Origin of the sequence: Streptomyces fumanus (assembly GCF_014655295.1) — a bacterium.
GTDB classification, from domain to species: domain Bacteria; phylum Actinomycetota; class Actinomycetes; order Streptomycetales; family Streptomycetaceae; genus Streptomyces; species Streptomyces fumanus.
In genome coordinates this window covers 194,745-217,847 of the sequence record NZ_BNBI01000014.1, presented here as the reverse complement: position 1 = coordinate 217,847, position 23,103 = coordinate 194,745, and the positions used below count along the sequence as shown (strand labels likewise).

The following is a 23,103-nucleotide window of genomic DNA, read 5'->3' as shown; positions in this document are numbered from 1 at the left end:
CGGAGAGTGAAGGGGCGAGTGAAGGGGGAAGGGCTGGGCAGGCCGTGGTGCCGGCCGGCGGCGTGGGTCAGGAGATGGCCGCGCCCACCGCGTCACGGATGACGAGGCAGGCGGCGCCCCTGGCCCACAGGTCGTGGCGGACGGGGTCGACGTGGATGTCGCAGTCGCGGGCGGCCGTGGAGAACGCGTGCGCCTCCAGGGCCTGGGTCGCCGCCGGGCCGAAGAGGTCGTGGGCGACCGCCCCTTCTCCGGCGATGATGATCTTCTGGAGGTTCAGCAGGTTGCACATGCCGGCCAGTCCCCGCCCCAGGGCGGCTCCCGCTTCGGCGAACGCGGAGCGGGCGACCGCCTGGGCGGACCCGCCCGCGGGCGAGCGGGCGAGGTCGATGGCTTCGGCGATCGTGGTGCAGGGGATACCGGCGTCCCGCAAATGGCGCAGGACCGCCCGGTCCCCGGCGAGGGCTTCCAGGCAGCCGCGGCGGCCGCAACTGCACATGGGGCCCGCGGGGTCCAGCGGCAGGTGGCCGAGTTCGCCGGCCAGGCCGGTGGCGCCGGAGAACAGGGCTCCGTCGAGGAGGAGGCCGCAGCCGATGCCGGGGCCGACGGTGACGACGGCGAAGGAGTCGACGTCACGGCCCTGCCCGAACCAGCGTTCGGCGACCACGAGGGTGTTGACGTCGTTGTTCACGACGACCGGCAGCCCGGTCGCCGCGCGCAGCGGGCCGGCCACGTCGACCTTGTTCCAGTCGAGCAGGGCCGAGTAGCGGCAGATGCCCGAAGCGGAGTCGACATGGCCGCTGACCCCGACTCCGAGCCCCAGCACCCTGTCCGCCGCTTCGGGCGCCTCGGAGAGGAGCCTGCTGGTCAGGGCGGCAGCGGCGGACAGGGCGGTCTCGGGTGTGCAGTCAGCGATCGGTTCCTCGGCGCGGGCCAGGACGTTGGCCGCCATGTCGGTGACCACCCCGGAGACCTGCGCGGGACCGATCTTCGTGCCGACCACGATGTGCTTGTCCGGATTGACGTGGAGCATCTTCTGCGGCCGGCCCCGCCCCTGGGGAGCGGCGTCCGACTCGCGCAGGTAGTCGTGCTCCAGGAGCGGGGGAAGCATCCGGGTCACGCTCGAGGGGACGAGCCCGAGACGCTGGGCGAGCTGGGTACGCGAGAGGGGACCCGCGGTGAGGACGGTCGCGAAGATCTCCGCCCGGGTCTGTTCACCCACCAGCTCCGAGAAACGGATCTTGGACGGGCTCATCACGCGTGCCTCCAAAGGTGCAGTCGGTCAAGGGCTGGTCTGTCCGGTCCGCTTCCATCGAACCCGATGCGGTGCGTGCCGTCGCCCATGACGGCGAAACACCGGCCCAGCCAGGGACAGGAAGACCACCGTCCTCTCCTCCCGCCTCGCTCCAGGCGCCGGCCCGGTGCCCCGGACCGGCTGGACATGACGGGAGTCTGTCCCCCCAGTTTTCGTGCGTCAAGAAAGAAAACAGCGCGTTACGCAACCGTAATCGCGCCTCATGCTCCGGCTTCCTGGGCGAGAAGTCCCGGTCTGAGACATCTGTTCGGCCGGGAGGGAGGCCGATCGGCAACGAATCTTGTTCATTTCGTTGACACGGCGAAGAAATGACGGGACGTTATCCGGCGACCGCACCGCACTGGGCTGTACGTGGCCCGGTTCCGGCCGGGGACACCCGGATTCCGCCCCGGCACACCTGTAGGGACCCACCGGTGGCCGCCTCGGCCGCGCTTCCCCCTTGACGCGTGCCGTCGCACCGGCCTGCGCGCTGATCGAGCCGCCCGGACGAGGACGCCTGGGACGGTGCGGAGACGCCGGTGGGCCCCTTATCGCCAAGGAGAAGGACATCAGCATGCCCGCAGCAGCACTGAGACGACTGGCGGCGATCGCCGTCGGTCTGGCGCTGGCACTGGCCTCGGTCATGGTGCCCGTCGGCACGGCCGCCGCCGGGACATCCCCGGCCCGCCCCGCCGCCGGGGCCCGGCCCGCCGCTTCGGCGGCCGAGCCGAGGCTCTCGGACAGCAGCGCCCTGAAGACCTGGTGGCACGACAACTACGAGTACAACACCACCAGCCCGGTGGCCAATGACAAGGTCCGGCGGTCGTCGTTCTACGACGTGAAGGTCGCCACCGCCGCGGCCCCGACGACCAAGTACGACTCGTTCGCGTACATGAGCATCCCGCGCAGCGGCAAGGGCAAGATCGGCTACACCGAGGAGGACGGCGCCGAGTTCTCCTCGTCCGCGAACCTCACCATGAGCTGGTCGTCCTTCCAGTACACCACCGATGTGTGGGTCGACGTCTCACTGCGCACCGGCCAGACGATCTCCTCCGCCGACCAGGTCAAGATCAGGCCGAGCAGCCTGAACTTCGCCAAGGAACTGGTCGACAGCACCACCGTGCGCGTCAAGGTGCCCTACGACGCGGCGGGTTACCGGTTCTCCGTCGAGTTCGACCCGCAGCTCTACACGGCCTACAACGACATGTCCGGCCCCGCGAACGACGCCGGCAAGCTGACCACCCAGGGCGGCGGCGGCAACCGGGCCATCCACACCGAACCCCGCAACTCCATGATGGTCTTCGCGGAGCCGGCCCCGACCGGAGCCGAGCAGGACCGCCTGGTCCCCACGGCGGCCTCCGGCAGCGTCTACTACCCGCCGCAGGGGCAGGTCACCAACCTGAACACGATCGGCGAGGAGATCGTGTACTTCCGGCCCGGCACCTACTACATGACCTCCAAGTACCACGCGCTGCTGCCCAAGCAGGTCAAGTGGGTGTACCTGGCCCCCGGCGCGTACGTGAAGGGCGCCATAAGGTTCCCCGACGACAGCCAGGGCCTGTACAAGGTGACCGGTCAGGGCGTGCTCTCGGGTGAGCAGTACGTCTACGAGGCGGACACCAACAACAACTACGACCACCTCTCCGGCGCCTCCAACTGCCACTCCAGTTGCGTGAAGATGCTGCAGTTCCAGTCCGCGCAGGGCCGCCAGCAGCGTCTGGACCTGCAGGGCGTGACCATCAACGAGCCGCCCTACCACTCGTTCGTCGTCTACGGCGACGAGGACACCTTCAGCATGCGGGTCGACAACTACAAGCAGGTCGGGTCCTGGTACTGGCAGACCGACGGCATCGAGCTGTACCGGGGCAGCACCATGAAGAACACGTTCTTCAACGCCAACGACGACGTGCTGAAGATGTACCACAGCGATGTCAGCATCGATAACACGGTCGTCTGGAAGAACGAGAACGGTCCCGTCATCCAGTGGGGCTGGACGCCGCGCACCATCGACAACGTCCGGGTCAGCAACACCCATGTCATCCACAACCGGATGTACTGGAAGGACGTCAAGTACAACACCTGCATCCTCAACTCCTCCTCGCACTGGGAGGACATGGGCTCGACCACCAAGGCCGACCCGGGCGCGTGGGTGAGGAACATGACCTTCGACAACATCACCGTCGAGGGCATGACGAACTGCGCGATCCGCGTCTTCGCCCTGTCCAGCACCGAGAACATCCACGTCAAGAACCTCAAGATCGGCGCATGGAACCAGCTCGATCCGTCCTCCCAGGTCAGCCTCCTCAAGCGGTACTCCAACAGCGCCGGGCAGAAGGTGACCCTCGGCAACGAGACGCGTGACAGCAGCGGCCTGAAGCTGGAGAACTACACCGTCGGCGGCACCGTCATCCAGAAGTCCGGCGACAACTGGGCAGCCGGTCAGCTCGGCCGGATCGGTTTCGACGCCGAGACCTGGGACAACTGGAACGCCTGGGGCCCCGGCGGCGGCAACCCCGACCCGGTCACCGGCGGCAGGATCGTCAACGGCGCGACCTCCAAGTGCGTCGACCGCGCCGGCGGCGCCACCGCCAACGGCACCGCCGTCCAGCAGTGGACCTGCGCCGACGTGGCCTCGATGCGCTGGACGCTCGACGGACAGCAACTGAAGTCTGGCGGCAAGTGCCTCGACGTCGAAGGCGGCGCCACCGCCAACGGCACCAAGGCCCATCTGTGGGACTGCGGTACCTGGGACAGCCAGAAGTGGGCCTTCCAGTCCAACGGCACCCTGAAGAACCTCAAGTCCGGACGCTGCCTCGACATCGAAGGCCAGAGCACCGCCGACGGCGCCCGTCTGCACCTGTGGGACTGCGGCACGTGGGCCAGCCAAAGGTGGACCCTCACCTCCTGACCCGTCCTGGTGGGCCACGACCGAGCTGCTCACCCACTCCGCCCACCGCGAGCAGTACCCGTGCAAGGTGGTGAGCGGCCCGCGCAGCACCTGACCCCGTACTCACAACCTGTCATGAGCACGTAAATCACGGTCGCGCTCGGCCTGTGATTCCCCGACACACGGAGGAAGATCACCATGAACCGCCTACCCGCAACCGCGTCCGGCCGCACCGCACTGGGCGCCGCCGTCCTGGCCACCAGCCTGCTCGGCGTGCTCGCCCAAGCGCCCACGGCCTCCGCACACGGCACGGTCATCGCCCCCGAGACCCGCAACTACGGCTGCCTGCAGCGCTGGGGCTACAACGAGCCCAACGAGGCCCAGGACCCCATGTGCTACCGCACCTACCACGAGAACCCCAACGCGATCACAGCCTGGAAGGCCGTCTACGCCAACAACACCGGCGACAACTACAAGCAGGTCATCCCCGACGGCCAGATCTGCAGCGCCGGCGGCCAGGGCGAGACCAACTACCGGCCGCTCGACCGCCCCGGCCCCTGGAAGATGACCGACATCGGGTCCAACTTCACCGTCGACCTCTACGACGAGGCCCGGCACGGCGCCGACTGGCTGGAGGTCTACGTCACCAAGCAGGGCTTCCACCCCGAGTACGAGCTGATCGGGTGGGACGACCTCGAACTGGTGAAGAAGACCGGCCGCTACCCGTACCAGGCGCACTACGTCACCGACGTCAGCACCTCGGGCTACAGCGGACGGCACGTCGTGGTGACCGTCTGGAAGGCGTCCCACATGGACCAGAAGTACTTCCTGTGCAGCGACGTCAACTTCACCTGACGCCAGCCGGACGCAGCGGAACCAGCCCCACGGCACACCGGCCCCGCGAGCTTCCCCCTCGCGGGGCCTCCCCCTCGCCCACCCACCGGCCCGGCTGCCGCACGGAGGCTCCCATGCTCGCCCCCCGCACTCCCTCCTCCCAGGCGGACTGCCCCCGCCGTCTCCTGCGCGGCCGGGTCCTCCCCGCCGTGCGCACCTCCTCGGCCCGTAGGGCCGTCGCACAGCGCGCGGCCGAGTACTACCGAACGCGCAGCGTCCCGGTCCTGCGCATCAGTGTCGGTGCCGTCTACTGCTGGTTCGGGGTGTTCAAGCTCCTCCCCGCCGGGAGTCCGGCCGAGGAGATCGCGGCGGCGACCATGGGGAAGCTCACCGGCGGTCTGCTGCCCCCGCACGTGTCCGTGCCGCTGTTGGGCATCGCGGAAGCTTTGATTGGACTCGCCCTGGTCACCAACGTGTTACTACGTCCCGCCCTGACCCTGTTCTTCGCTCACATGGCCGGTGTCTTCACCTCCCTCGTACTGCTGCCGGGCGAGATGTGGCACCACGGTGTGCCCACGCTCGAAGGCCAGTACGTCCTCAAGAACCTGGTCCTGGTGGCCGCCTGCCTGGCCGTCGCGTCCGACGAGCTCACGCGCTGAAGCCGCCCATGGGCCCACCACGCGGCCGCTGGCCAACCCGCCCGGCCCTGCGGGCCTCGTACAACCTTCTTGCAGGATCTTCGTGCAGGGGTGAGCGGGGTCCGAAAAGCTCCTCAACCGGCCCGGCCCAGGGTCACGGTGCGGGATCCGGGTGTGAAGTCGCCGAAGGACTGCTGCCAGGACTCGCCGGGCCAGTAGTACGTCACGCGGCCCTCGGCGGGCCGGTAGTGGGCGGTGTAGAGCGTTCCCGACCCCTGCTCGTCGACGGGCCGGTACAGCGGCGGCTTCAGCATGGCCGCCACGTCGGCACCCGCGGCGCGAAGGGCGTGCAGCCGCTCCCGCGTCCGCAGGGTGCGCTCCTGCTCGTCGGTCACCGGCAGGTGCTGGTGATTGGCGGCGCAGGCGTCCGGCGCCACCGTCAGCGGCATGTCCGGTCCGACGAACACCGTCATCGCCTTCACGGGGTCGACCAGGGTGAGGTTCTGAGGGACGGCGACCGGCAGGGACCGCAGCCTGCCGACCGCCTCATCGACGGTGTCGCACGTCTCCAGCAGATAGCGCACCAGGACGAGAACGGCGAAGCCGCGCCCGTAGGCGGAACGTCCGCCCCAGGTGATCGAGACCGCGAGACCCGCGTCGTTCATCCCGTCCAGCAGACCCCACAGCATGTCCTGCATCCCGATCACGGGGCGCAGGAAGCAGGAGGAGACGATGGTCCCCTCGCATTGATCGGGCCGTAAGTCGTAGTTGCGCAGCAGGGTGCCGTTCTGGCCGATCTGAGTGCAGGCCGGGGAGAACGGCCGCAGTGCCGCGTGGGTGAGGAAGGCTTCCGCCCCGGGCCGGTCGAGTCGGCCGGCCAGGCGGTGCAGAACGGGGACCAGTTCCGGCATGTGCGCACGGAACAGCGCCCGAACACGATCCGCGCCCTGTGGAGTGCGGCCCTCCTCGGTGAGCAGGCCCTCCATCTCCTGCCACCGGCCCCGGGCGTGGGCGGCCCACCGCCCGTCGCTGCCGTCACCGACCTCGATCGCCTGGAAGGTCTTGTACTGGTGCCGCACGGCTGCCACTCCCCCTGCGATAACCGGACGAGGAGAGGGCAACCTAGCCAATCGGGCAGGTAATCACCAGATGGCCGCCATCGGCGACGGTCGGGCGCTGGCGGTGATCGCGCGCCGGCCTTCCTGGGCGGACTCGACCAGCTTGACGCCGACCCGGCACAGGACCTTGAAGATGACCTTCAGCCCCGCGTGGTCAGATCGCCTCACCGAGATCCTCGCCGAGTCGCGCCAGGCCCTCCGTGCCCGCCGACCGGTTCTTGGTGAGCTGGGCCAAGTGCGCTTCGAGGGCATCGAGCTGCTCGGCTCCGATCTGCGCCGCCCAGCGGTCACGCACCTCGGTGAAGAGCGTCGCACCGAGAGTCATCATGTCGTGGCCGCGGGCCGTGACGCGGAGTCGCTTGACGCGTGCGTCGCTCGGGTCGGTCTCCCGCTCGACGTACCCGAGTCGCTCGAGGGCGGCGATCGTCTTGGCGGCGGCCTGCTTGGATACCGACAACCGGCGGCCGAGTTCCGTGGCCGTGTCCGCTCCCTCCTCGATGGCGCGCAGGGCGAACTCGTGCGATGCGCGGACGCCTTCGTGTCCGCGGCTCGCCAGTTCGCCGACTACGTCGTCCACCATCGACTGGAAGCCGCCGAGCAGCAGCAGCGCCAGCTCAGCGCCTGATGACCGTGCCATGAGGCGCATCATACGAGAATTCCGTCGGGGTCGACAACCTGGTTGTCTACCCATAGTCTGACAACCAGGTTGTCGATTCAGATGGAGGAAACCAATGGCCCCCACGACCCCCGGCGCCACCCTTCCGGCCCTAGAACACCACCGCGTCAGCCTCAACGGCACAGAGCTTCACTACGTCTCGGCGGGAACCACCGGATCCCCCGTCATGCTGGTCCACGGCTTCCCGGAGACCTGGTGGGTCTTCCACAAGCTGATCCCCCTGCTCAGCGCGGACCACCGCGTGTTCGCTCCCGACCTGCGCGGCTTCGGCGACTCCGCCACCGCCACCGGAGAGCACGACAGCGCGACCGCGGCCCGAGATCTGAGCGAACTGATCACTCACCTCGGCATCGGCCCCGTTCACCTGACGGGCCAGGACATCAGCGGTCCCACCACCTTCCGTGTCGCGGCCGCACACCCCGACCTGGTGCGCAGCTATACGGCGATCGAGACCGGCCTGCCCGGGTTCGGCCTGGAAACGCTCGCGGACGTCACCCACGGCGGTGCCTGGCACATCGGCGTCCTCGCCGCCCCCGGCGTCCCGGAGATGCTCCTCGCCGGACGGGAGCGCGCCTTCCTCTCCGAATACGCCCTGCCCTCCCTCAGCGCTACCCCCGGCGCGTTCACCGACCAGGACATCGACGAACTCACCCGCTCCTACACGCGACCCGACGCGTTCAAGGGTGCGGCCGGCCTCTACCGGTCGATGCTCCGCGAAGGCGAGGAGATCCGAGAACTGGCCTCCGGGCAGCTCACCATGCCCGTGCTCGCCATCGGCGGCGGGTCGGGAGACTTCACGTCGGCGACACTGCGCCAAGTCACCGAGGACGTGAGTTCCGTATCGCTCGACGGCATCGGCCACTACGCGGCGATGGAAGCGCCTGAACGGCTCGCGAACGCCCTCCTCGCCTTCTACCGGAACATCGACAGCCCGGAATGACCGGCGGACCGGTCAGCAGGGCGACCGCTGCGATCAGGCGAGCAACAGGTGCCCGTGGTCGGCCAGCACTTCGCGTGCCTCGGGCACGTCCTCGTACTCCTTCAGCCGGTGCAGGACCGTCCGGGCCCGCTCCGCCGTGCGCTCCGAGGACAGGTCCCCGGAGGCTTCGATGACGCGGCGGGCTTCCTCGGCAGCCTGCTCGGGCTCGTTCGCGTCGGCCAGGGCCACGGCGAGCCATGAGCGGTACAACGCGACTTCCCGGGCGTGCGTGGCGTTGTAGCGTCCCAACACGTCCTGGAGCAGCGGTACCGCGCGCAGCGGGCGGCGCAGCTCGGTGAGCACCCGGGCGTCCATGACCTCCAACTCCTCGCGGTTCACCCAGTACGCCCACGAGGGCGACGGAGGACCGTCCGTGGCGTCCAGGGCGGCGTGCGCCGCCCCGAGCGCCCGCATGGCCGGTTGCGGCTCTCCTGCGCGCGTGTGGGCCCACGCCACACGGTCCAGGAACAGGGCGCGCGTCGCGGCCGGGGCGTCCGGTCCACTTACCGCCACGGCGGCCTGTGCCAGCTTCAGGCCCTCCCGCTCCCGGCCGCTGTTCGTCATGTGGTAGCCGAGACTGCCGGCGAGCTGCGCCACGAGCACCGCGTCACCGGCCTGCCGGGCGGCGGAGATCCCCAGCCGGTAGGCGCGCTCCGCGTCCTCACCGCGCCCGGCGTCCGAGGCGATCCACCCGGCGATCTGGCCCAACTCTCCGATCTGCACCAGCAGTCCGCGCCCTGTCTCATCGGAGTGCTCGGACTCGCGGTAGAGCCGGACGGCGGCGCGCAGCTCCCGGAAGGCGGGGGCGATCAGGTCTCCGCCGGACAGCACGTCGTCCGCGAGTCGGAGGCCGTGCACGCGGGCCGCCAATCCGTCCACCGTGGTGGCGCCGATCCGACGGCCGCGAGGGGCCGTCAGGGGCTTCAGCTCTTCCCCGTCGGGCAGCAAGTCCGCGAGGGTCGCCGCGACCCCGGGGAGGGTGGCCTGAGCGTCGCCCCGGGCGTACGCGGCGGCCTGCTCCAGCTCGTGCAGCGGGACCCCGAGTACCTGGGCGAAGGCGGGCAGCCACACGTCCGGGATGCGCTCCCCGCGCTCCCACCGGGAGACCTCGTTCCGCGTGATCGACTGCGCGCCGGACACGGCGCACAGCGCGGCGGCGAACTGCCGCTGTGAGCGGCCCGAGTGCCGCCGCAGGCCGGCGAGGTAGGCGCCGAATTCGCGCCGCCTGTCAGTGCTCGTCATGCCGGCCCCCTTCCGTAACCAGTGTGGCCCCTCCCCGGCCCCCTGGTTGGCTCCTCCGCCCGATCACGCCCCCCGGTTACCTGAACGCACAGCGCCCCGGCGACCGTGCGACCGGTCCCGGGGCTTGGCCGATCTGAGAGAGCAGACCGACATGCCGCGACCTACAGCGCGGGCCCGGCGGACCGGGCACCCCGGGTACAGCGAGACCCTGCCCCGCCGGCCCGAGAGCGCGGCCAGGGCCGGCGCGCGTGCGCATCGGCGTCGTGGACTTCTCGAAGGCGCGTCCAGTGCGCCGGAAGCCGAACCCTGAGGACGAAGGCGGGCGCGGTCTCGCGCTTGTGGGAGAGCTGGCCGAGGACTGGGGAACCGCGCCGCTGCCGTGGGGCAAGCAAGTGTGGGCGGAGCTGCACGGGAAGGGAGACCAATGACCGGCGAGCAGGAGCGGCGCGTGGGTGGGCGACCTGATCCATGACGAGGACACCGGCCGACGCGGGATCGTGGCGGACGTGCGCGGCGGCGCCACGTGGGTGCTGCGGCCGGAGTACGGGCCGGACCGGTGGACCTCGCAGCGGCCGGACCGGCTGCGGGTGATCAAAACCCGGGAAGAGAGGCTGCGGGAGCGGAGCGTCTGACGACAACTTCCACCCGGCGGCAGCGGCCCCCTCACACCGAAGCCAGGCGCTGCGCTCGACGACCGTCGGGCAGGGCCTGGCTCAGGGGCACACTCATCGGCGACGGAACGGGGACTGGGTCAGGGCCATGGGCGGCGCATGGCCCCGCCCATGGGTCCCGACCGCCTGTCCGGCCGGTCCGTGAGACGTCCGGCTCTAGAAGAAATGCTTTCGTCCACCGACCGCGCGACCGGTCGCGCCCAGGATCCACAGGATGGCGCCGACCAGAATGAGGATGCCACCGATCGTCGTCAGCAGGCCCATGCCGACGAGCAGGCCGATGATCAGCAGAATCAACCCAAGAATGATCATTTCTCAACCCATTCGTCATTTCGGGCTCAGGCACGTGCGCGCTTCCGCTCCACGAGGGCCTGAGTACGTCCTTCGTTGGTAGGTCCCGCCAGCTCCGGCTGCCACGACCTCGTTGCGATAGCCCTTGTGCCCGGCCAGACGACGTTCACGCGGCTTTCACGCATTCCTTCTTCGGAACTTTGTTCGCGCAGGGGGACGGCCCGCCCGTCAGTCCGTCTCCTGGGCGTGGGGAGCCGTCGCGGGCGGGTCGGTCGGGCGGTCGCGGCCGCCGTCGTGGCCGGAGACCACCACGACGACCACCCCGACGACGACGGCCCCGGCGGCGACGCGGCCGGTCGCCCGTGCCCACCAGGCCGGACGGGCCGCGCCGGTCGCTCCGCTCGGACGGCCCAGTCGTTCCACGCGCCGGGCGGGTCGCAGCAGGCGCAGCAACAGCAGGGCGGCGACGGGCAGTTGCAGCAGCCACAGGGCGGTGCGCGGCCACTCCCCGTACCAGACGTTGGTGCCGTAGAGCAGGGTGTGCCAGACGCTGAGGACGTAGACGACGATGACGAAGCGGTGCAGCCGGCGCCAGGTGGTGGCGCCGATGCGGTGGCGGACGTAGAAGAGCAGGCCCAGCGGGATCGCCAGGTAGAGGGCGCCCTGCCCGATCGGGATGGCGGTCCGGCCGGTGCCGGAGTCGTACCAGCCGGGGACGAAGGTGTCGGCGAAGCCCGCCCACAGCCGCTCGGCCCAGTCCAGCCCGGTCTCGTAGCGCACGAGTTCCGCGGCGAACATCAGCGCGTGCGCGAACATCAGCGCCATCGTGGTCAGGCTGGTGGTGCGGTGCCAGCGCTCCAGCACCTGCCGGGAGACCGCCGGCCGGGCGGGGCGCGGCCCCGACAGCAGCAGGCCGAGCATGACCGTGCCCCAGGCCCACAGCAGCCCCGACCAGCCGAACGCCTGGCTCAGCAGATACATCCAGTAGGTGCGGGCATCGTCCATGAACGGCATGACCGCCACGGTGTCCGAGGTCCCCGACTGCATGCGGGCCCACAGCAGCGCGAACACGAGCGCCGTGACCACCACCGCCGCGGAGGCGTCGGGCAGGGCGGAGCGCAGATCGCCGCGGAGCGCGACCCGGTCCCCGGGGGTCCGGGGCCGTCCGGACGGGACCGCGGCCCCGTCTTCGCCGGGCCTCGTGTCTGACGTCATCAGGGGCCTCCCGGGCACGGGCCACCACGGCAAGGGGGTGTGCGTGGGTCGTGAGGACCACCAGTGTGGCTGATGCGGCAGTGGTCCCAGAGGCGTTATCCGGCCAGAGCTGTCACGGTACCCGTACGGAGGACACCCCTGATTCCGCCGTCCCTCCCTTTTCAGGACAACCGCTGAAGCCCCTCTGTCGCAGGGACCCGAGTGGCCCTACCCTGATGCTCGCAGTCGGTTCACGCCTCCCGTCCGCCCGGACGCCGGTCGGTGTGACGCAAGAGGGAACCCGGTGCGAATCCGGGGCTGTCCCGCAGCGGTGAGTGGGAACGGAAGCCGTCGATGTCACTGGGCCCGTGTCAGGGCCGGGGAAGAGACGGCCGGTAGGTGTCCGCCGGTTCGGCGGACGTGCCCGCGAGTCCGAAGACCTGCCACTGTGCCCGCGTTCCGCGCGGGCTGTGCACGTGACCTCGTGGACTGGGTCGGCGGTGTGGGCGGTCGTCCGCCGTGCGGATGGTCGCCGTACGGATGGCCGCGCCTCCTTCCCTGTCGGTGTTCCATGGCCCGGTACCGGAGGAGGACGATGTGCGCGACCCCGCCGCTTCGGGCCGGACGGGCCGGCCCGTCCGGTCCCGGGCCGATGTGTCGTCCGCCGGGCCGGGAGAGACGGCCCCCGGACCGGTCGAGGGCGTCCCTCGGGAACGGGACGAGTGCCTCCCCCGGGAACAGGACGTACCCCTCCCCCGGGAACAGGACGTATCCCTCCCCCCAGAACAGGCCCCGTCCGGTCCCACCGTCTCCGGCGTCTGCCACGGCACCCTCGGCGAGCTGTACCAGGGCCCGTTGCGCGCCGGCCCCGATCCGGAGATCGCGGTGGTGTCCTTCCCGGTGGACCGTCACTCCTGGGTGCACTTCACGCCGAGGGCGACCGTCGGACCCGCACCGCTCGCGCCGCCGCTCGGGGAGAAGGCGAGGCGGGCGGCCCGGCTCTTCCTGGACCACTACGGCCTGACCCTGCCCCCGGGCGACTGGCACACCCACTCCGAACTGCCGGTGGGCGTGGGCATGGCCAGTTCGACGGCGGACATCGTGGCGACGCTGCGCTGCCTTTTCCGGGTCTTCCGCCTGCCGTACGACCTCCAGGTGGTCCTCGGCGTCCTGGCGGCCATCGAACGCGCCGACAGCGTCTTCCTCGACGAGTTCGCCCTGTACCTCAGCGGCCGGCACCGGGTGGTGCGGCGGCTGGGCACGGACATCGGCTTCCACACCGCCTTCGTCACCGAACCCGGCACGGTGGACACCGCCGCCGTCACCCCCCTGCTCCTCGACCACTACCGGCGTCGCGGCGACGAGTACCAGCGCTGCCTGACCGACCTGGTGAAGGGCTTCGACTCGGGTGATGCCGCCGCCGTCGCCCGGGCCGCGACGGTCAGCGCCGCGCTCTCCCAGGAGGTGCTGCCCAAGGCGACCTTCGGCAGCCTGCTCGCCCACCGCCAACGGTTCGGCGCCGACGGGGTGTTCGTCGCCCACACCGGCTGCCTGGCCGGCTACCTCTACACCGCACGCCCGCGTGCCCACGTCAAGGCCGACCTCTCCGCGTTCTTCCACTCGCTCGGCCACCAGTGCACCTTCGCCCAAGGAGGCTACGGGTGATCCACCCCCACATCGCCGACGCCCTCAAGGCCCCGGACCTGGTCCGGCTCACCGGCGGCCTGGTCCTGCTGCGGTTCGAGTCGATGAAGATCTACTCGGCCCTGGCCGCCGTCCGCCATCTGCTGGAGCGGGGCACGGTCCGTCCGGGACAGACCCTGATCGACAGCTCCAGCGGCATCTACGCCTACGCCCTCGCCCTGGCCTGCCACCGGTACCGCATGCGGTGCCACATCGTCGCCTCCACCACCGTCGACGCCACCACCCTCGCCCAGTTGGAGATCCTCGGCGCCACGGTGGAGCAGGTCAGACCCTCGCGCGACCTCAAGCTCGACCAGGAACTGCGGGTGCGGCGGGTGCGCGAGATACTCGCCGAGCGCCCCGGCCACCACTGGATGCGCCAGTACCACGACGACATCCACTACCTCGGTTACCGGGAGGTCGCCGACCGGATCGCGGCGGAGTTCCCGGCGACGCCGCTGACCGTCGTCGGCGGGGTGGGTTCCGGAGCGTCCACCGGCGGCATCGTGGAACGCCTGCGCACCCGGGACCCGGCCGTACGGCTGGTCGGCGTCCAGCCCTTCGGCAGCGTCACCTTCGGCAGCCAGGACCACCACGACCCCGAGGCGATCATCGCCGGTATCGGCTCGTCGATCGTCTTCGACAACGTCCGCCACCACCTCTACGACACCGTGCACTGGCTCGACTTCACCCACGCCATGTCCGGCGCGGTCGCCCTGCTGCGCGAGCACGCCGTCTTCGCCGGGCTGTCCACCGGCGCCGGTTATCTGACGGCGACGTACGAGGCGCGCCGCCACCCCGACCGGCTGCACCTGGTGATCGGCGCCGACACCGGGCACCGTTACGTGGAGCGCGTGTTCGCCCGGCACGCGGAGGCCCTGGACCCGGCCGCGCTGAAGCCCGTCGAGGTCCGCGCTCCCCGGGAGATGACCATGCCCTGGTCGAGGATGGCGTGGCAGCGCACGCCCTGCCCGGCCGGCCGGAAGGAGAGCGCCGCATGACCGTGGCCTGCCTGGAGTCGCTGACCTTCGGCCTCGGCCATCTGGTCCGCGCCGCCGACCGGCTCGGCGAGCGCCTGCTGCTGCTCACCCGGGACCCCGGCTACTACGCCTACGAACTGGACCGGCTGCCGACCGGCGCCCTCGACGTCGTCGTGACCGACACCTTCGACGTCGACGGGGTCGAGGCCCTGCTCCGGCGTACCCCGGGGCTGCGCGGCCTGATCAGTTCCACCGACACCTGGACCCTGGCCGGCGCCGCCCTCGCGGAACGCCTCGCGCTGCCCGGACTCGATCCGGCCGTGCTGCGGCTGACCCGGGACAAGGCCGCCGTACGCGACCGGCTGTACGAGGCCGGTCTCACCCGTGCCCGGGCCGTCGAGGGCCCCGCCCGGGACCGGGAGGCACGCGGGCTGCTGCTCAAGGAGGCGGGGCTGCCGCTCGTCCTCAAGGACACCGCGGGCACCGGCAGCCAAAACGTATGGCTGGTCCGGGACGAGGCCGAACTCGACGCGGCGCTGGCGCAGGCGTCCGGCCGGGACCTGAAGGGACGGCTGTTCGCCGAGCCGTACTTCGGCGGCCCGGTCTACAGCGCCGAGACGCTGACCTGGGCGGGCCGAACCAGGCTGCTGGGCGTCTCCAGCCGGCTCATGTCACCGGAGCCGCACTTCCGGGAGGAGATCACCGCCTTCCCCGTCGCCTTCCCGGCCCCGCAGCGGATCTCGCTGGAGCGCTGGCTGGACCGGGTGCTCGCCGCCATCGGCTACAGCGACCGGTTCGCCCACGTGGAGTTCGTCCTGACCACCGACGGCCCCGAAGTGGTCGAGGTCAACCCCCGCATCGGGGGCGCGCTGGTCGGCGAGGGCCTGTGCCGGGCGCTCGGTGTCAATGTGTACGAGGCGATGGTCGAGGCCGCGCTCGGCCGCCGCCCCGGCCTCATGGACGCGGACCTCCCCGGCGGCCCGGCCGTCGCCTTCGTCCTCGGCTACCCGGCCGCCCCCGGCGTCTTCACCGGCGTCACCGGCCTGGACCGGCTCGCCGGCCTGCCGGGACGGCCCGCCTGGTACCCGGTCAAGCGGACCGGCGAGTTCATCGAGCACCTGGGCGACAGCCGTGGATACGCGGGCATCGTCTACGCCGAGGCGGAGACCGCCGAACTCGCCACCCACCGCGCGGTGGCCGCGGCCGGCGCCCTGCGCGTGCGTACCGAACCGGCCGGCCGGGAGGCGCCCGGTGGGTGAGCGCGCCGCCCGGGGGCCGGGCCTGCGGACCTCGCTGTTCCCGCTCACCGGCCCGCTGCGGTTCCTCCTGCTCAGCTCGTTCCTCATCCCGCTGGGCAGCTTCATGGTCCTGCCGTTCATGTCGGTGTTCCTGCACGAACGGCTCGGCATGGGGCTCGGCATGGTCGGTGTCGTCCTGGCCGTGGCCTCGCTCGTGCAGTTCTCCGGCGGTGTGGTCGGCGGGGCCCTCGCGGACCGGATCGGGCTGCGCCGCACGATGCTGTGGGCGCTCGCCGTGCGCACCGCCGGTTTCGCCGGGCTGCTGGCGGCCCTGCGCTGGCCGCCGCTGGCGGTCTGGGCGCTGGTCCTGACCTGCTGCGGTGCCGCGCTGTACCTGCCCGCGAACAAGGCGTACCTGGTGCACGGCGTCGACGACGAGCGCCGCCCGGCGTTCCTGTCGGCGGGCAACGCGGCGCTCAACGCCGGGATGGCCGTGGGCCCGCTGATCGCCGGGCCGTTCGTCCTGTCCTCGCCGGGCTGGCTGTTCGCGGCCGTCACGGCGCTGTTCCTCGCGCTCACCGCGGGACACGCGCGGCTGCCCGGAACCGGCGACGGGGAACACCCCGCCACGCCGGAGCGGACGGCCCCCTCGGGGCTGCTGGCCGGCGTGGCGCTCCTGCCGTTCGCCGCCAACGCGCTCGCCTTCTACCTCTACTTCCACTTCCAGCACTTCCTGGCGGTGTACGCCGTGGAGCGGGCCTCCGGCGCGTTCTACAGCGTGGTGCTGCTGCTCTGCTTCACGCTGGTCATCGTCGTACAGCCGCTCGCGTCCGGCCTGATCCGGCGGATGCCGTACGCCCTCGCCCTCGCGGCCGGCTTCACGGGCCTGGCGGCGGGCCTGGCCGTGCTGGCGGCCGGCAGCCGGGCGGCACTGCTGGCGGGCGGGGCGCTGATCACCCTCGGGGACATCGTGCTGTTCCTCAAGAACGACCTGGAGGCGCTGCGCCGCAGCCCCCGCTCCGACGCCGTGGTCTTCGGTCAGCAGCGGCTGGCCGCGGGCCTGGGCGCCTGCGCGAGCGGGGTGCTGGGCGGGCAGGTGTACGGCCTCGGCGAACGGGCCGGCCACACCGGCTGGTTCTGGCTGCTGGCCGCCGCCCAGTGCCTGCTGCTGCCCCCGCTGCTGCTCACGCTGCGCCACCGCACGGCGCGGCGCCCCGCCTCCGACGGCGACCACGAAGGAGCCCTCGCGCGATGACCCGTACCGGTGGTTTCCAGGACGACGACTTCTGGACCGAGTTCCATGACTTCCTCTTCTCCGAGCAGCGCTACCGGCAGGCCGAGGAACTGCTCGACACCTCTCCCCTGCTGGCCCTCCCCGGCGGATCGCGCGTACTGGACCTGTGCTGCGGGCCGGGGGTGTTCACCGTGCCGCTGGCCCGCCGCGGCCACCGGGTGACCGGGGTCGACCTGAGCCCGGCCATGCTGGACCGGGCCCGCAAGCGGTCGGCCGACACCGGCGCGGAGGTGACGTACGTACGGGCCGACGCGCGCGAGTACCGGGCACCGGGCGCCTTCGACGTCGTCCTCAACATGTTCACCTCCTTCGGGTACTTCGAGGACCCCGCCGACAACGCGCGCGTGCTGCGCACCATGCACACCTGCCTGGCGCCCGGCGGGACCCTGGTCCTGGACCTCGCCGGGAAGGAGCTGCTGGCCGGCCGGGTCACCCCGCCCAAAGTGGTGCGCCGCGGCGAGGACCTGCTGGTGCAGACCGACACCGTGCTGGACGCGTGGGCGCGGCTGCGCAGCGAGTGGGTGCTGGTCCGGGGCGAGCGGGTGACGCGGGCCACCTTGACGTGGTTCGTGTACAGCGCGGTGGAGCTGCGCCGGATGGCCGAGGAGGCGGGTTTCGGCCAGGTGGAGATCTTCGGCGGCTTCGACGGCCGCCCCTACGACGAGAACGCCGAGCGGCTGGTCCTGCGCGCGGTGCGCGGGGGGTGAGGGCGGCGCGGGGGGCGCGGGGCGTGCGGCCGGATCGGGGCGCGGCCCGCGGTCGGGGTGTGCGGCCGGGTCACCCTGGCCGCCATGGCCTTTTGCCGTCGGCCCGGGCGCCGTAGGATCACCTGGTCATCGCCGCGACGGGAGACAGGAAGCCGGTGCGAATCCGGCACGGTCCCGCCACTGTGACCGGGGAGCGCCCCTCCGAGCAGGCCACTGCGCACCGCGCGGGAAGGCGGAGGAAGCGTCGATCCGGGAGTCAGGACACTGGTCCGTCGCGGGCCCGTCCCACGGAGCGCGGACTCCAGGAGGCTTCACGTGTCCCAGATGCTCACCCCTGCCCGCACGCGCGGATCACTCCGCGCCACGGCCGCCGCCGTGTCGCTCGTCTCGCTGCTGCTGACGGCCGGCTGCGGCGCGTCCGCCGGAAGCGGCGGGCACGCCAGGGCCACCGCGGCCGTGCCCGCCGGCTTCCCGGTCACCATCGACAACTGCGGTGTGCGCACGACGTACCACCGGCCGCCGTCCCGGGTGGTCACCATCCACCAGCATCCGGCCGAGCTGATGCTCGCCCTCGGCCTGAAGGACCGCCTGATCGGAACGGCCTTCCCCGACTCCGCCGTCCTGCCCGAACTGAAGGAGGACTACGCGTCCGTACCGCGACTCGCGGACCGGGAACCGTCGTTCGAGACCGTCCTGGACGCCGAACCCGACCTCGTCTACGGCGGCTACGGCAGCGCCTTCGACGCGAAGGAGGGCCGCTCCCGCGAGGCGTTCGCCGACGCCGGCATCGACACCTACCTCAACCGCGAGTACTGCGGCGAGAAGCGGGTGACGATGAAGGACACGTACGACGAGATCCGCACCATCGGCCAGATCTTCGGCGTCCGGGACCGGGCCGACCGGCTGGTCGCGGACCTCAAGGGCCGCGTCGGCAGGGCCGCCACCGCCGTCGCGGGCGAGCCCGCGGTGTCCGTCTTCGTGTACGACAGCGGCGACAAGAGCGCCTTCACCGCGGGCGGCAGGAGCCTGGGCACCGAGCTGATCCGGCTGGCCGGCGGCGAGAACGTCTTCGCCGACCTCGACGACGTCTTCGGTGACGTCTCCTGGGAACAGGTCGTCGAGCGCGAGCCGGACGTCATCGCCCTCTACGACTACGCCGGTGCCGGGAGCGTCGAGCAGAAGAAGGAGTTCCTGCTCTCCCGGCCCGCGCTGGCCGACGTACCAGCCGTCCGTAACAAGCGGTTCGTCGTGCTGCCGCTGACCGCCACCCTGGTCGGCATCCGCTCGGCCTACGCGGTCGAGGACCTGGCCCGCGGACTGCACCCGGGGAGCTTCCGGTGACCCAGGCCACGACCGGTGCGCCCGCCGAACGGACGACGGCACGACGGCGGAGGACCACCGCCCCGGGCACGGGCCGTACCCGGCTCGCCGTCACCCTGCTGGTGCTCACCGCACTGCTCGCCGTCTCCGCGACGGCGGGCCTCGCGATCGGTTCCGTACGGGTGCCTCCGGCCCAGGTGTGGGGCATCGTCACGCACGCCCTGGGCGCCGACTGGCGGGAGCCGGACTGGTCCAGGGCCCGGGAGACCATCGTGGTGGACGTGCGGGCGCCGCGGGTGCTGCTGGGCGCGGTCACCGGCGCGGGCCTGGCGGTGATCGGGACCGCGCTGCAGGCCCTGGTGCGGAACCCGCTCGCGGAGCCGTACCTGCTGGGCGTCTCCTCGGGCGCGTCGCTCGGCGCGGTGTCGGTGATCGTCTTCGGGGTCACCCTCTTCGGTCCCCTCTCCCTGCCGGCGGCCGCCTTCGCGGGCGCCCTGGGCGCGCTCCTGCTCGTGTACGCCACCGCCCGCACCGGCGGCCGCATCACCTCGTCCCGGCTGGTGCTGTCCGGGGTGGCGATCGCGGCGGTGCTCACCGCGCTCCTCGATCTGCTGCTGCTCACCACCGACCGGGGCAACGAGGCCCGCGCGGTGCTCGCCTGGACCCTCGGCGGGCTGGGCGGGACCGACTGGGGCACGGTGTGGCTGCCGGCCACGGCCCTGCTGCTCGGCGCCGGCGCCCTCATGGCGCAGGCCCGCAATCTGAACCTGCTGCTGGCCGGCGAGGAGGCGGCGACCACCATGGGGCTGGACGTGGCCCGGTTCCGTGCCCGGCTGTTCGTGCTGCTCTCCCTGGTCACGGGCGTGCTGGTGGCGGCGGCCGGACCGATCGGCTTCGTCGGCCTGATGATGCCCCACATCGTGCGCCTGTTCGTCGGCGGCGACCACCGCCGGGTCCTGCCGACGGCGGCCCTCGGCGGAGCGGTCTTCCTGGTCTGGGCCGACATCGCCGCACGCACGGTCGCCGCCCCGACGGAGATACCCGTCGGCGTGCTCACGGCCCTGTGCGGCGGCCCGTTCTTCCTGTGGCTGATGCGCCGGGACGCCAGGCGCGGCACGGAGGGAGGGGTGGCATGACCGCCACCGAACTGACCATCGCCGGCGTCACGCTCACCGCCGGGGCCCGGCACCTGGTGCGCGATGTCTCCCTGACCGCCCGCCCCGGCGAGACCATCGGGCTGGTCGGGCCCAACGGCAGCGGCAAGTCCAGCCTGCTGCGCACCGTCTACCGCGTGCTGCGCCCCGCCGCCGGCCAGGTCCGCGTCGACGGCGGCGACGCCTGGTCACTGCCGGTGCGGCGACTGGCCCGTACCGTGGCGGCGGTGGTCCAGGACCCGGCCGCCGACTTCGATCTCGCCGTCCGCGAGGTCGTCGCCATGGGCCGCACCCCGCACAAGCGCCTCCTCGCCGGCGACACCCCCGAGGACGCCGAGATCATCGACTCCGCGCTGCTCGCGGTCGACGCCGTCCACCTGGCCGACCACCCTTTCGACCGGCTCTCCGGCGGCGAACGCCAGCGCGTCCTCATCGCCCGCGCCCTCGCCCAGCGGCCCACCCTCCTCGTCCTCGACGAACCCACCAACCACCTCGACATCCGCCACCAACTGTCCGTCCTCGACGCCCTGCGCCGCCTGCCCGCCACCGTGCTCCTCGCCCTGCACGACCTCAACCTCGCCGCCTACTACTGCGACCGCCTCTACGTCCTGCACGACGGCGAGATCACCGCCTCCGGCCCACCCGCCGAGGTCCTCACCCCGCGTCTGCTGGCCGAGGTCTACGGGGTCGCCGCGGACGTCACCGTCCATCCGCGCACGGGGGCGCCGCAGGTGACGTTCTTTCCTGGGGAGCCGCGTATCTGACGGCCCGATCGCGTTCGTTCCGGTGCGGCCCTCGCCGATCGCGCATCCGCGAGCGCACAGGCATGCAGGCTCTGTGGAGACCGTGTGTGACGCCTCCCTCACGCAGTAGATTCGTCCCGTGCGCGGGCAGGACGGCCGCGTGCTTTCCGGACCGCGCGATGGGGAGGATGACGGTGCGTCCCGGAGACGAACTGGCCGGCCGTTACGTCGTGAAAGAGGTCATCGGCACGGGGCAGGGCGGTGAGGTGTGGCTCGCCCACGACACCGTGGTGGGGCAGGATGTCGCGCTGAAACCCGAGCGGATCGAGGGGGACCGGGAGACCGCGCTGCGGCTGCTGGGCGAGGCGCGGGCGCTGGCCAAGTTCCGCGACCATCCCCACGTCGTGACCCTGTTCGACGTGGTGCCCGAGGCGGCGGAGGGGGACGCCGCCACGAGGTACTGGTTCGTCATGGAACACGTGCCCGGCGGCCTGGATCGCGAGCCGCCGCTGCCGCCGCGGCAGGCGGCCCGCATCGGCGCCCAGCTCGCCACCGCGCTGGCGGCGCTGCACGAGGCGGGGGTCGTCCACTGCGACGTCAAGCCCGCCAACATCGGCCTCACCCGGTACGGCACGGCCAAGCTGCTGGACTTCGGTGCCGCGTACCGCGTCGGTGGCGTCGAGACCATCACGGCCAACCGCCCCTACAGTTTCACTCCCGACTACGCCGCTCCCGAACTGGCCCGGGGGAACGTCCCGCTGCCCGCCTCCGATGTGTTCTGCCTGGCCGCCACGCTCCACGCGCTGGTCACCGGCGCGCCACCGCGCGGAGACGCGGGCGGCGGGACCGACGGCCCCGGTGCCGACCGGGCCGGTGGCGGGGACGGTGCCCGTCTGGCGTGCTGGAAGGCGGAGCAGGGGATCGTGGAGATCGACGCCAAGGCCGTGGGCCCTCTGCACCCCGTGCTCTCGGCCATGCTGCGGCGCGATCCGGGGGGACGCCCGGACGCGGCCGAGGCGCGGCGGCTGCTGGCGGCCGTGGCCGAGCACGAGGACCGGCGCCCCCGCCGCCGGTGGTTACTCACCGCGGCGCTCGCGGTGAGCGCCGCGCTGGCGGTCGCGGTGGCGGTCACGCTGTCGACCTTCTCCGCCGACCGGGCCGGTCCGGGCGACGACACCGTGAAAGGGGCCGGCCGCGGCTCCGCCCAGCGGCAGCTTCCCGGTGACTCCGCACCGGGCGCGGCGCGGTCCCTGATCGGCGATCCGCGCACGGCCGACGTGTGCGCCCTGGCCGACACCGCGGCGTTCGACCGTTTCGGCGAGAGCCACGTGGACGTGGACTACGGCAACTTCGACCGCTGCGACGTGCTCGTCCAGACCGATGACCGCAACCGCATCGATGTGTCGTTCCAACTGCGCGACGGCTCGCCCCCGGAGGTCTCGCTCCCCTCCCGGACCATCGGGGAGATCGCCGTCCGGGAGGAGCCGCCGGCCGAGGACGAGTGCGGGCTCCTGCTGTCCCACGGGGACCGGGGCGAGACGGGCGACGTCGTCCGGATCCGCGTCGACGTCGGCGAGGGTACGGTGGCCGGCGGCGCGGCCACGCTGTGCACGGTCGCCGACGCCGCCGCCCGCAGCGCCGCCGACGCGCTGAACCGGGGCCCGCTGCCGCGCCGCCGGCCCGGCTACCCGGCCGACTCCCTGGCCTGGGCGGACGCCTGCGCGCTGCTCGGCGCCAAGGCGCTGTCCGCCGCGGTGCCGGGCATCAGCGCCGGCACTCCCCAGGTGGGCGTGGCGAACTGGAGCTGCGAGTGGTTCAGCGATGTCGACGACCTGGAGGCGGGGATCTCCTTCTTCCGCGACCAGCCCAAGTCCGCACGTGACGGCGACCCCGTCCGGCTGGGCGGCCGGGACGCCGTCGTGGTGCCGGAGGGCAACGACGACCGGACCTGCACGGTCTTCGTCCTCTACCGCGAGTACAGCGGCCACGACGCCGAGACCGCCGCGGAGATGCTGCGCCTGTACGTCGGCGGCCTGCGGCCCGTCGCCGAACTCTGCGCCATGGCCACCGACCTCGCCGCCGCCGCGGCCGCGAAACTGCCCGCCGTCTGAATGCGTCCCGCGTCCCCGGGAGGGGTCCCGAGCGGGCCGGCGCATGCTGGCG

At 71.9% G+C, this 23,103-nt stretch carries 21 protein-coding genes, 1 pseudogene and 2 riboswitches; of the genes and pseudogenes, 15 read left to right on the top strand and 7 right to left on the bottom strand.

The features are described 5' to 3' along the window. Positions 1–67: 67 nt before the first annotated feature. Positions 68–1,252 (bottom strand): ROK family transcriptional regulator, encoded by a 1,185-nt coding sequence (locus IE316_RS28610; protein ID WP_190207410.1) that lies wholly within the window; start codon positions 1,250–1,252, stop codon positions 68–70. 613 nt (positions 1,253–1,865) lie between these two features. Here IE316_RS28610 and IE316_RS28605 point away from each other — a divergent pair. The 3 genes from IE316_RS28605 to IE316_RS28595 all read left to right on the top strand — a co-directional run bounded on the left by IE316_RS28605 (position 1,866) and on the right by IE316_RS28595 (position 5,671). After that, entirely contained in the window at positions 1,866–4,199 is a 2,334-nt protein-coding gene (locus tag IE316_RS28605) for a family 49 glycosyl hydrolase (protein WP_190207409.1), read from the top strand. Positions 4,200–4,376: 177 nt separating this feature from the next. Then, entirely contained in the window at positions 4,377–5,033 is a 657-nt protein-coding gene (locus IE316_RS28600; protein WP_190207408.1) for a lytic polysaccharide monooxygenase auxiliary activity family 9 protein, read from the top strand. A gap of 113 nt (positions 5,034–5,146) precedes the next feature. Then, complete coding sequence (locus tag IE316_RS28595; protein WP_229910591.1) at positions 5,147–5,671, top strand: DoxX family protein; 525 nt, start codon at positions 5,147–5,149, stop codon at positions 5,669–5,671. Positions 5,672–5,784: 113 nt separating this feature from the next. On the opposite strand, the gene IE316_RS28590 is transcribed toward IE316_RS28595, so the two are convergent. The 3 genes from IE316_RS28590 to IE316_RS28580 all read right to left on the bottom strand — a co-directional run bounded on the left by IE316_RS28590 (position 5,785) and on the right by IE316_RS28580 (position 7,405). Further along, positions 5,785–6,729, bottom strand: coding sequence for a C45 family peptidase (locus tag IE316_RS28590; RefSeq protein ID WP_190207407.1), 945 nt, complete (start codon positions 6,727–6,729; stop codon positions 5,785–5,787). A gap of 63 nt (positions 6,730–6,792) precedes the next feature. Then, positions 6,793–6,936, bottom strand: a complete 144-nt coding sequence (locus tag IE316_RS28585; RefSeq protein ID WP_190207406.1) for a hypothetical protein — start codon at positions 6,934–6,936, stop codon at positions 6,793–6,795. Further along, a complete protein-coding gene (locus IE316_RS28580) occupies positions 6,923–7,405 on the bottom strand; it encodes a MarR family winged helix-turn-helix transcriptional regulator (RefSeq protein WP_229910590.1) in 483 nt (160 codons plus the stop codon). Before IE316_RS28580 ends, IE316_RS28585 begins: the two co-directional genes overlap by 14 nt. Positions 7,406–7,499: 94 nt before the next feature. Between IE316_RS28580 and IE316_RS28575 the strand changes: the two genes are divergently transcribed. Next, positions 7,500–8,384, top strand: a complete 885-nt coding sequence (locus tag IE316_RS28575) for an alpha/beta fold hydrolase (RefSeq protein WP_190207404.1) — start codon at positions 7,500–7,502, stop codon at positions 8,382–8,384. 33 nt (positions 8,385–8,417) lie between these two features. Here the strand turns inward: IE316_RS28575 and IE316_RS28570 are convergent, their stop codons facing one another. Further along, positions 8,418–9,665: a helix-turn-helix domain-containing protein gene (locus tag IE316_RS28570; protein ID WP_190207403.1), complete on the bottom strand. Its 1,248-nt coding sequence runs from the start codon at positions 9,663–9,665 to the stop codon at positions 8,418–8,420. A 151-nt stretch (positions 9,666–9,816) separates the two neighbouring features. Between IE316_RS28570 and IE316_RS35680 the strand changes: the two are divergent. Together IE316_RS35680 and IE316_RS28565 are read left to right on the top strand one after the other, a co-directional pair. Next, positions 9,817–10,093 (top strand): annotated as a pseudogene (locus tag IE316_RS35680) (ATP-binding protein). A gap of 24 nt (positions 10,094–10,117) precedes the next feature. Next, a complete protein-coding gene (locus tag IE316_RS28565; protein WP_190207402.1) occupies positions 10,118–10,297 on the top strand; it encodes a hypothetical protein in 180 nt (59 codons plus the stop codon). 195 nt (positions 10,298–10,492) lie between these two features. Here IE316_RS28565 and IE316_RS28560 read toward each other — a convergent pair whose 3' ends face one another. Then, entirely contained in the window at positions 10,493–10,633 is a 141-nt protein-coding gene (locus IE316_RS28560; RefSeq protein WP_190207430.1) for a hypothetical protein, read from the bottom strand. Between the two features lie 222 nt (positions 10,634–10,855). Continuing rightward, entirely contained in the window at positions 10,856–11,842 is a 987-nt protein-coding gene (locus IE316_RS28555; RefSeq protein ID WP_190207401.1) for a ferric reductase-like transmembrane domain-containing protein, read from the bottom strand. A 209-nt stretch (positions 11,843–12,051) separates the two neighbouring features. Then, positions 12,052–12,282, top strand: a riboswitch (cobalamin riboswitch). Between the two features lie 136 nt (positions 12,283–12,418). Between IE316_RS28555 and IE316_RS28550 the strand changes: the two genes are divergently transcribed. The 9 genes from IE316_RS28550 (at position 12,419) to IE316_RS28510 (ending at position 23,051) form a co-directional block, all read left to right on the top strand. After that, on the top strand, positions 12,419–13,486 hold the full coding sequence (locus tag IE316_RS28550; protein ID WP_229910589.1) for a GHMP family kinase ATP-binding protein: 1,068 nt from the start codon (positions 12,419–12,421) through the stop codon (positions 13,484–13,486). Beyond that, entirely contained in the window at positions 13,483–14,505 is a 1,023-nt protein-coding gene (locus IE316_RS28545; protein WP_190207400.1) for a cysteine synthase family protein, read from the top strand. The genes IE316_RS28550 and IE316_RS28545 overlap by 4 nt, the downstream gene beginning before the upstream one ends. Next, positions 14,502–15,743: an ATP-grasp domain-containing protein gene (locus IE316_RS28540; protein ID WP_190207399.1), complete on the top strand. Its 1,242-nt coding sequence runs from the start codon at positions 14,502–14,504 to the stop codon at positions 15,741–15,743. The genes IE316_RS28545 and IE316_RS28540 overlap by 4 nt, the downstream gene beginning before the upstream one ends. Beyond that, on the top strand, positions 15,736–16,977 hold the full coding sequence (locus tag IE316_RS28535; RefSeq protein ID WP_190207398.1) for an MFS transporter: 1,242 nt from the start codon (positions 15,736–15,738) through the stop codon (positions 16,975–16,977). The genes IE316_RS28540 and IE316_RS28535 overlap by 8 nt, the downstream gene beginning before the upstream one ends. Beyond that, positions 16,974–17,723, top strand: coding sequence for a class I SAM-dependent methyltransferase (locus IE316_RS28530; protein ID WP_190207397.1), 750 nt, complete (start codon positions 16,974–16,976; stop codon positions 17,721–17,723). The genes IE316_RS28535 and IE316_RS28530 overlap by 4 nt, the downstream gene beginning before the upstream one ends. A gap of 145 nt (positions 17,724–17,868) precedes the next feature. Next, a riboswitch (cobalamin riboswitch) is annotated at positions 17,869–17,990 on the top strand. 57 nt (positions 17,991–18,047) lie between these two features. Then, complete coding sequence (locus tag IE316_RS28525; protein WP_190207426.1) at positions 18,048–19,064, top strand: ABC transporter substrate-binding protein; 1,017 nt, start codon at positions 18,048–18,050, stop codon at positions 19,062–19,064. Next, entirely contained in the window at positions 19,061–20,179 is a 1,119-nt protein-coding gene (locus IE316_RS28520; protein ID WP_190207396.1) for a FecCD family ABC transporter permease, read from the top strand. The genes IE316_RS28525 and IE316_RS28520 overlap by 4 nt, the downstream gene beginning before the upstream one ends. Further along, on the top strand, positions 20,176–20,961 hold the full coding sequence (locus IE316_RS28515) for an ABC transporter ATP-binding protein (protein WP_190207395.1): 786 nt from the start codon (positions 20,176–20,178) through the stop codon (positions 20,959–20,961). The genes IE316_RS28520 and IE316_RS28515 overlap by 4 nt, the downstream gene beginning before the upstream one ends. Positions 20,962–21,134: 173 nt before the next feature. After that, on the top strand, positions 21,135–23,051 hold the full coding sequence (locus tag IE316_RS28510; RefSeq protein WP_190207394.1) for a serine/threonine-protein kinase: 1,917 nt from the start codon (positions 21,135–21,137) through the stop codon (positions 23,049–23,051). The last annotated feature ends 52 nt before the right edge of the window (positions 23,052–23,103 follow it).

Coding starts and splice junctions, on each gene's coding strand:
- IE316_RS28610 (WP_190207410.1), bottom strand. CDS start 1,252: ATGAGCCCGTCCAAGATCCGTTTCTCGGAGCTGGTGGGTGAACAGACC.
- IE316_RS28605 (WP_190207409.1), top strand. CDS start 1,866: ATGCCCGCAGCAGCACTGAGACGACTGGCGGCGATCGCCGTCGGTCTG.
- IE316_RS28600 (WP_190207408.1), top strand. CDS start 4,377: ATGAACCGCCTACCCGCAACCGCGTCCGGCCGCACCGCACTGGGCGCC.
- IE316_RS28595 (WP_229910591.1), top strand. CDS start 5,147: ATGCTCGCCCCCCGCACTCCCTCCTCCCAGGCGGACTGCCCCCGCCGT.
- IE316_RS28580 (WP_229910590.1), bottom strand. CDS start 7,405: ATGGCACGGTCATCAGGCGCTGAGCTGGCGCTGCTGCTGCTCGGCGGC.
- IE316_RS28575 (WP_190207404.1), top strand. CDS start 7,500: ATGGCCCCCACGACCCCCGGCGCCACCCTTCCGGCCCTAGAACACCAC.
- IE316_RS28570 (WP_190207403.1), bottom strand. CDS start 9,665: ATGACGAGCACTGACAGGCGGCGCGAATTCGGCGCCTACCTCGCCGGC.
- IE316_RS28555 (WP_190207401.1), bottom strand. CDS start 11,842: ATGACGTCAGACACGAGGCCCGGCGAAGACGGGGCCGCGGTCCCGTCC.
- IE316_RS28540 (WP_190207399.1), top strand. CDS start 14,502: ATGACCGTGGCCTGCCTGGAGTCGCTGACCTTCGGCCTCGGCCATCTG.
- IE316_RS28530 (WP_190207397.1), top strand. CDS start 16,974: ATGACCCGTACCGGTGGTTTCCAGGACGACGACTTCTGGACCGAGTTC.
- IE316_RS28525 (WP_190207426.1), top strand. CDS start 18,048: ATGCTCACCCCTGCCCGCACGCGCGGATCACTCCGCGCCACGGCCGCC.
- IE316_RS28515 (WP_190207395.1), top strand. CDS start 20,176: ATGACCGCCACCGAACTGACCATCGCCGGCGTCACGCTCACCGCCGGG.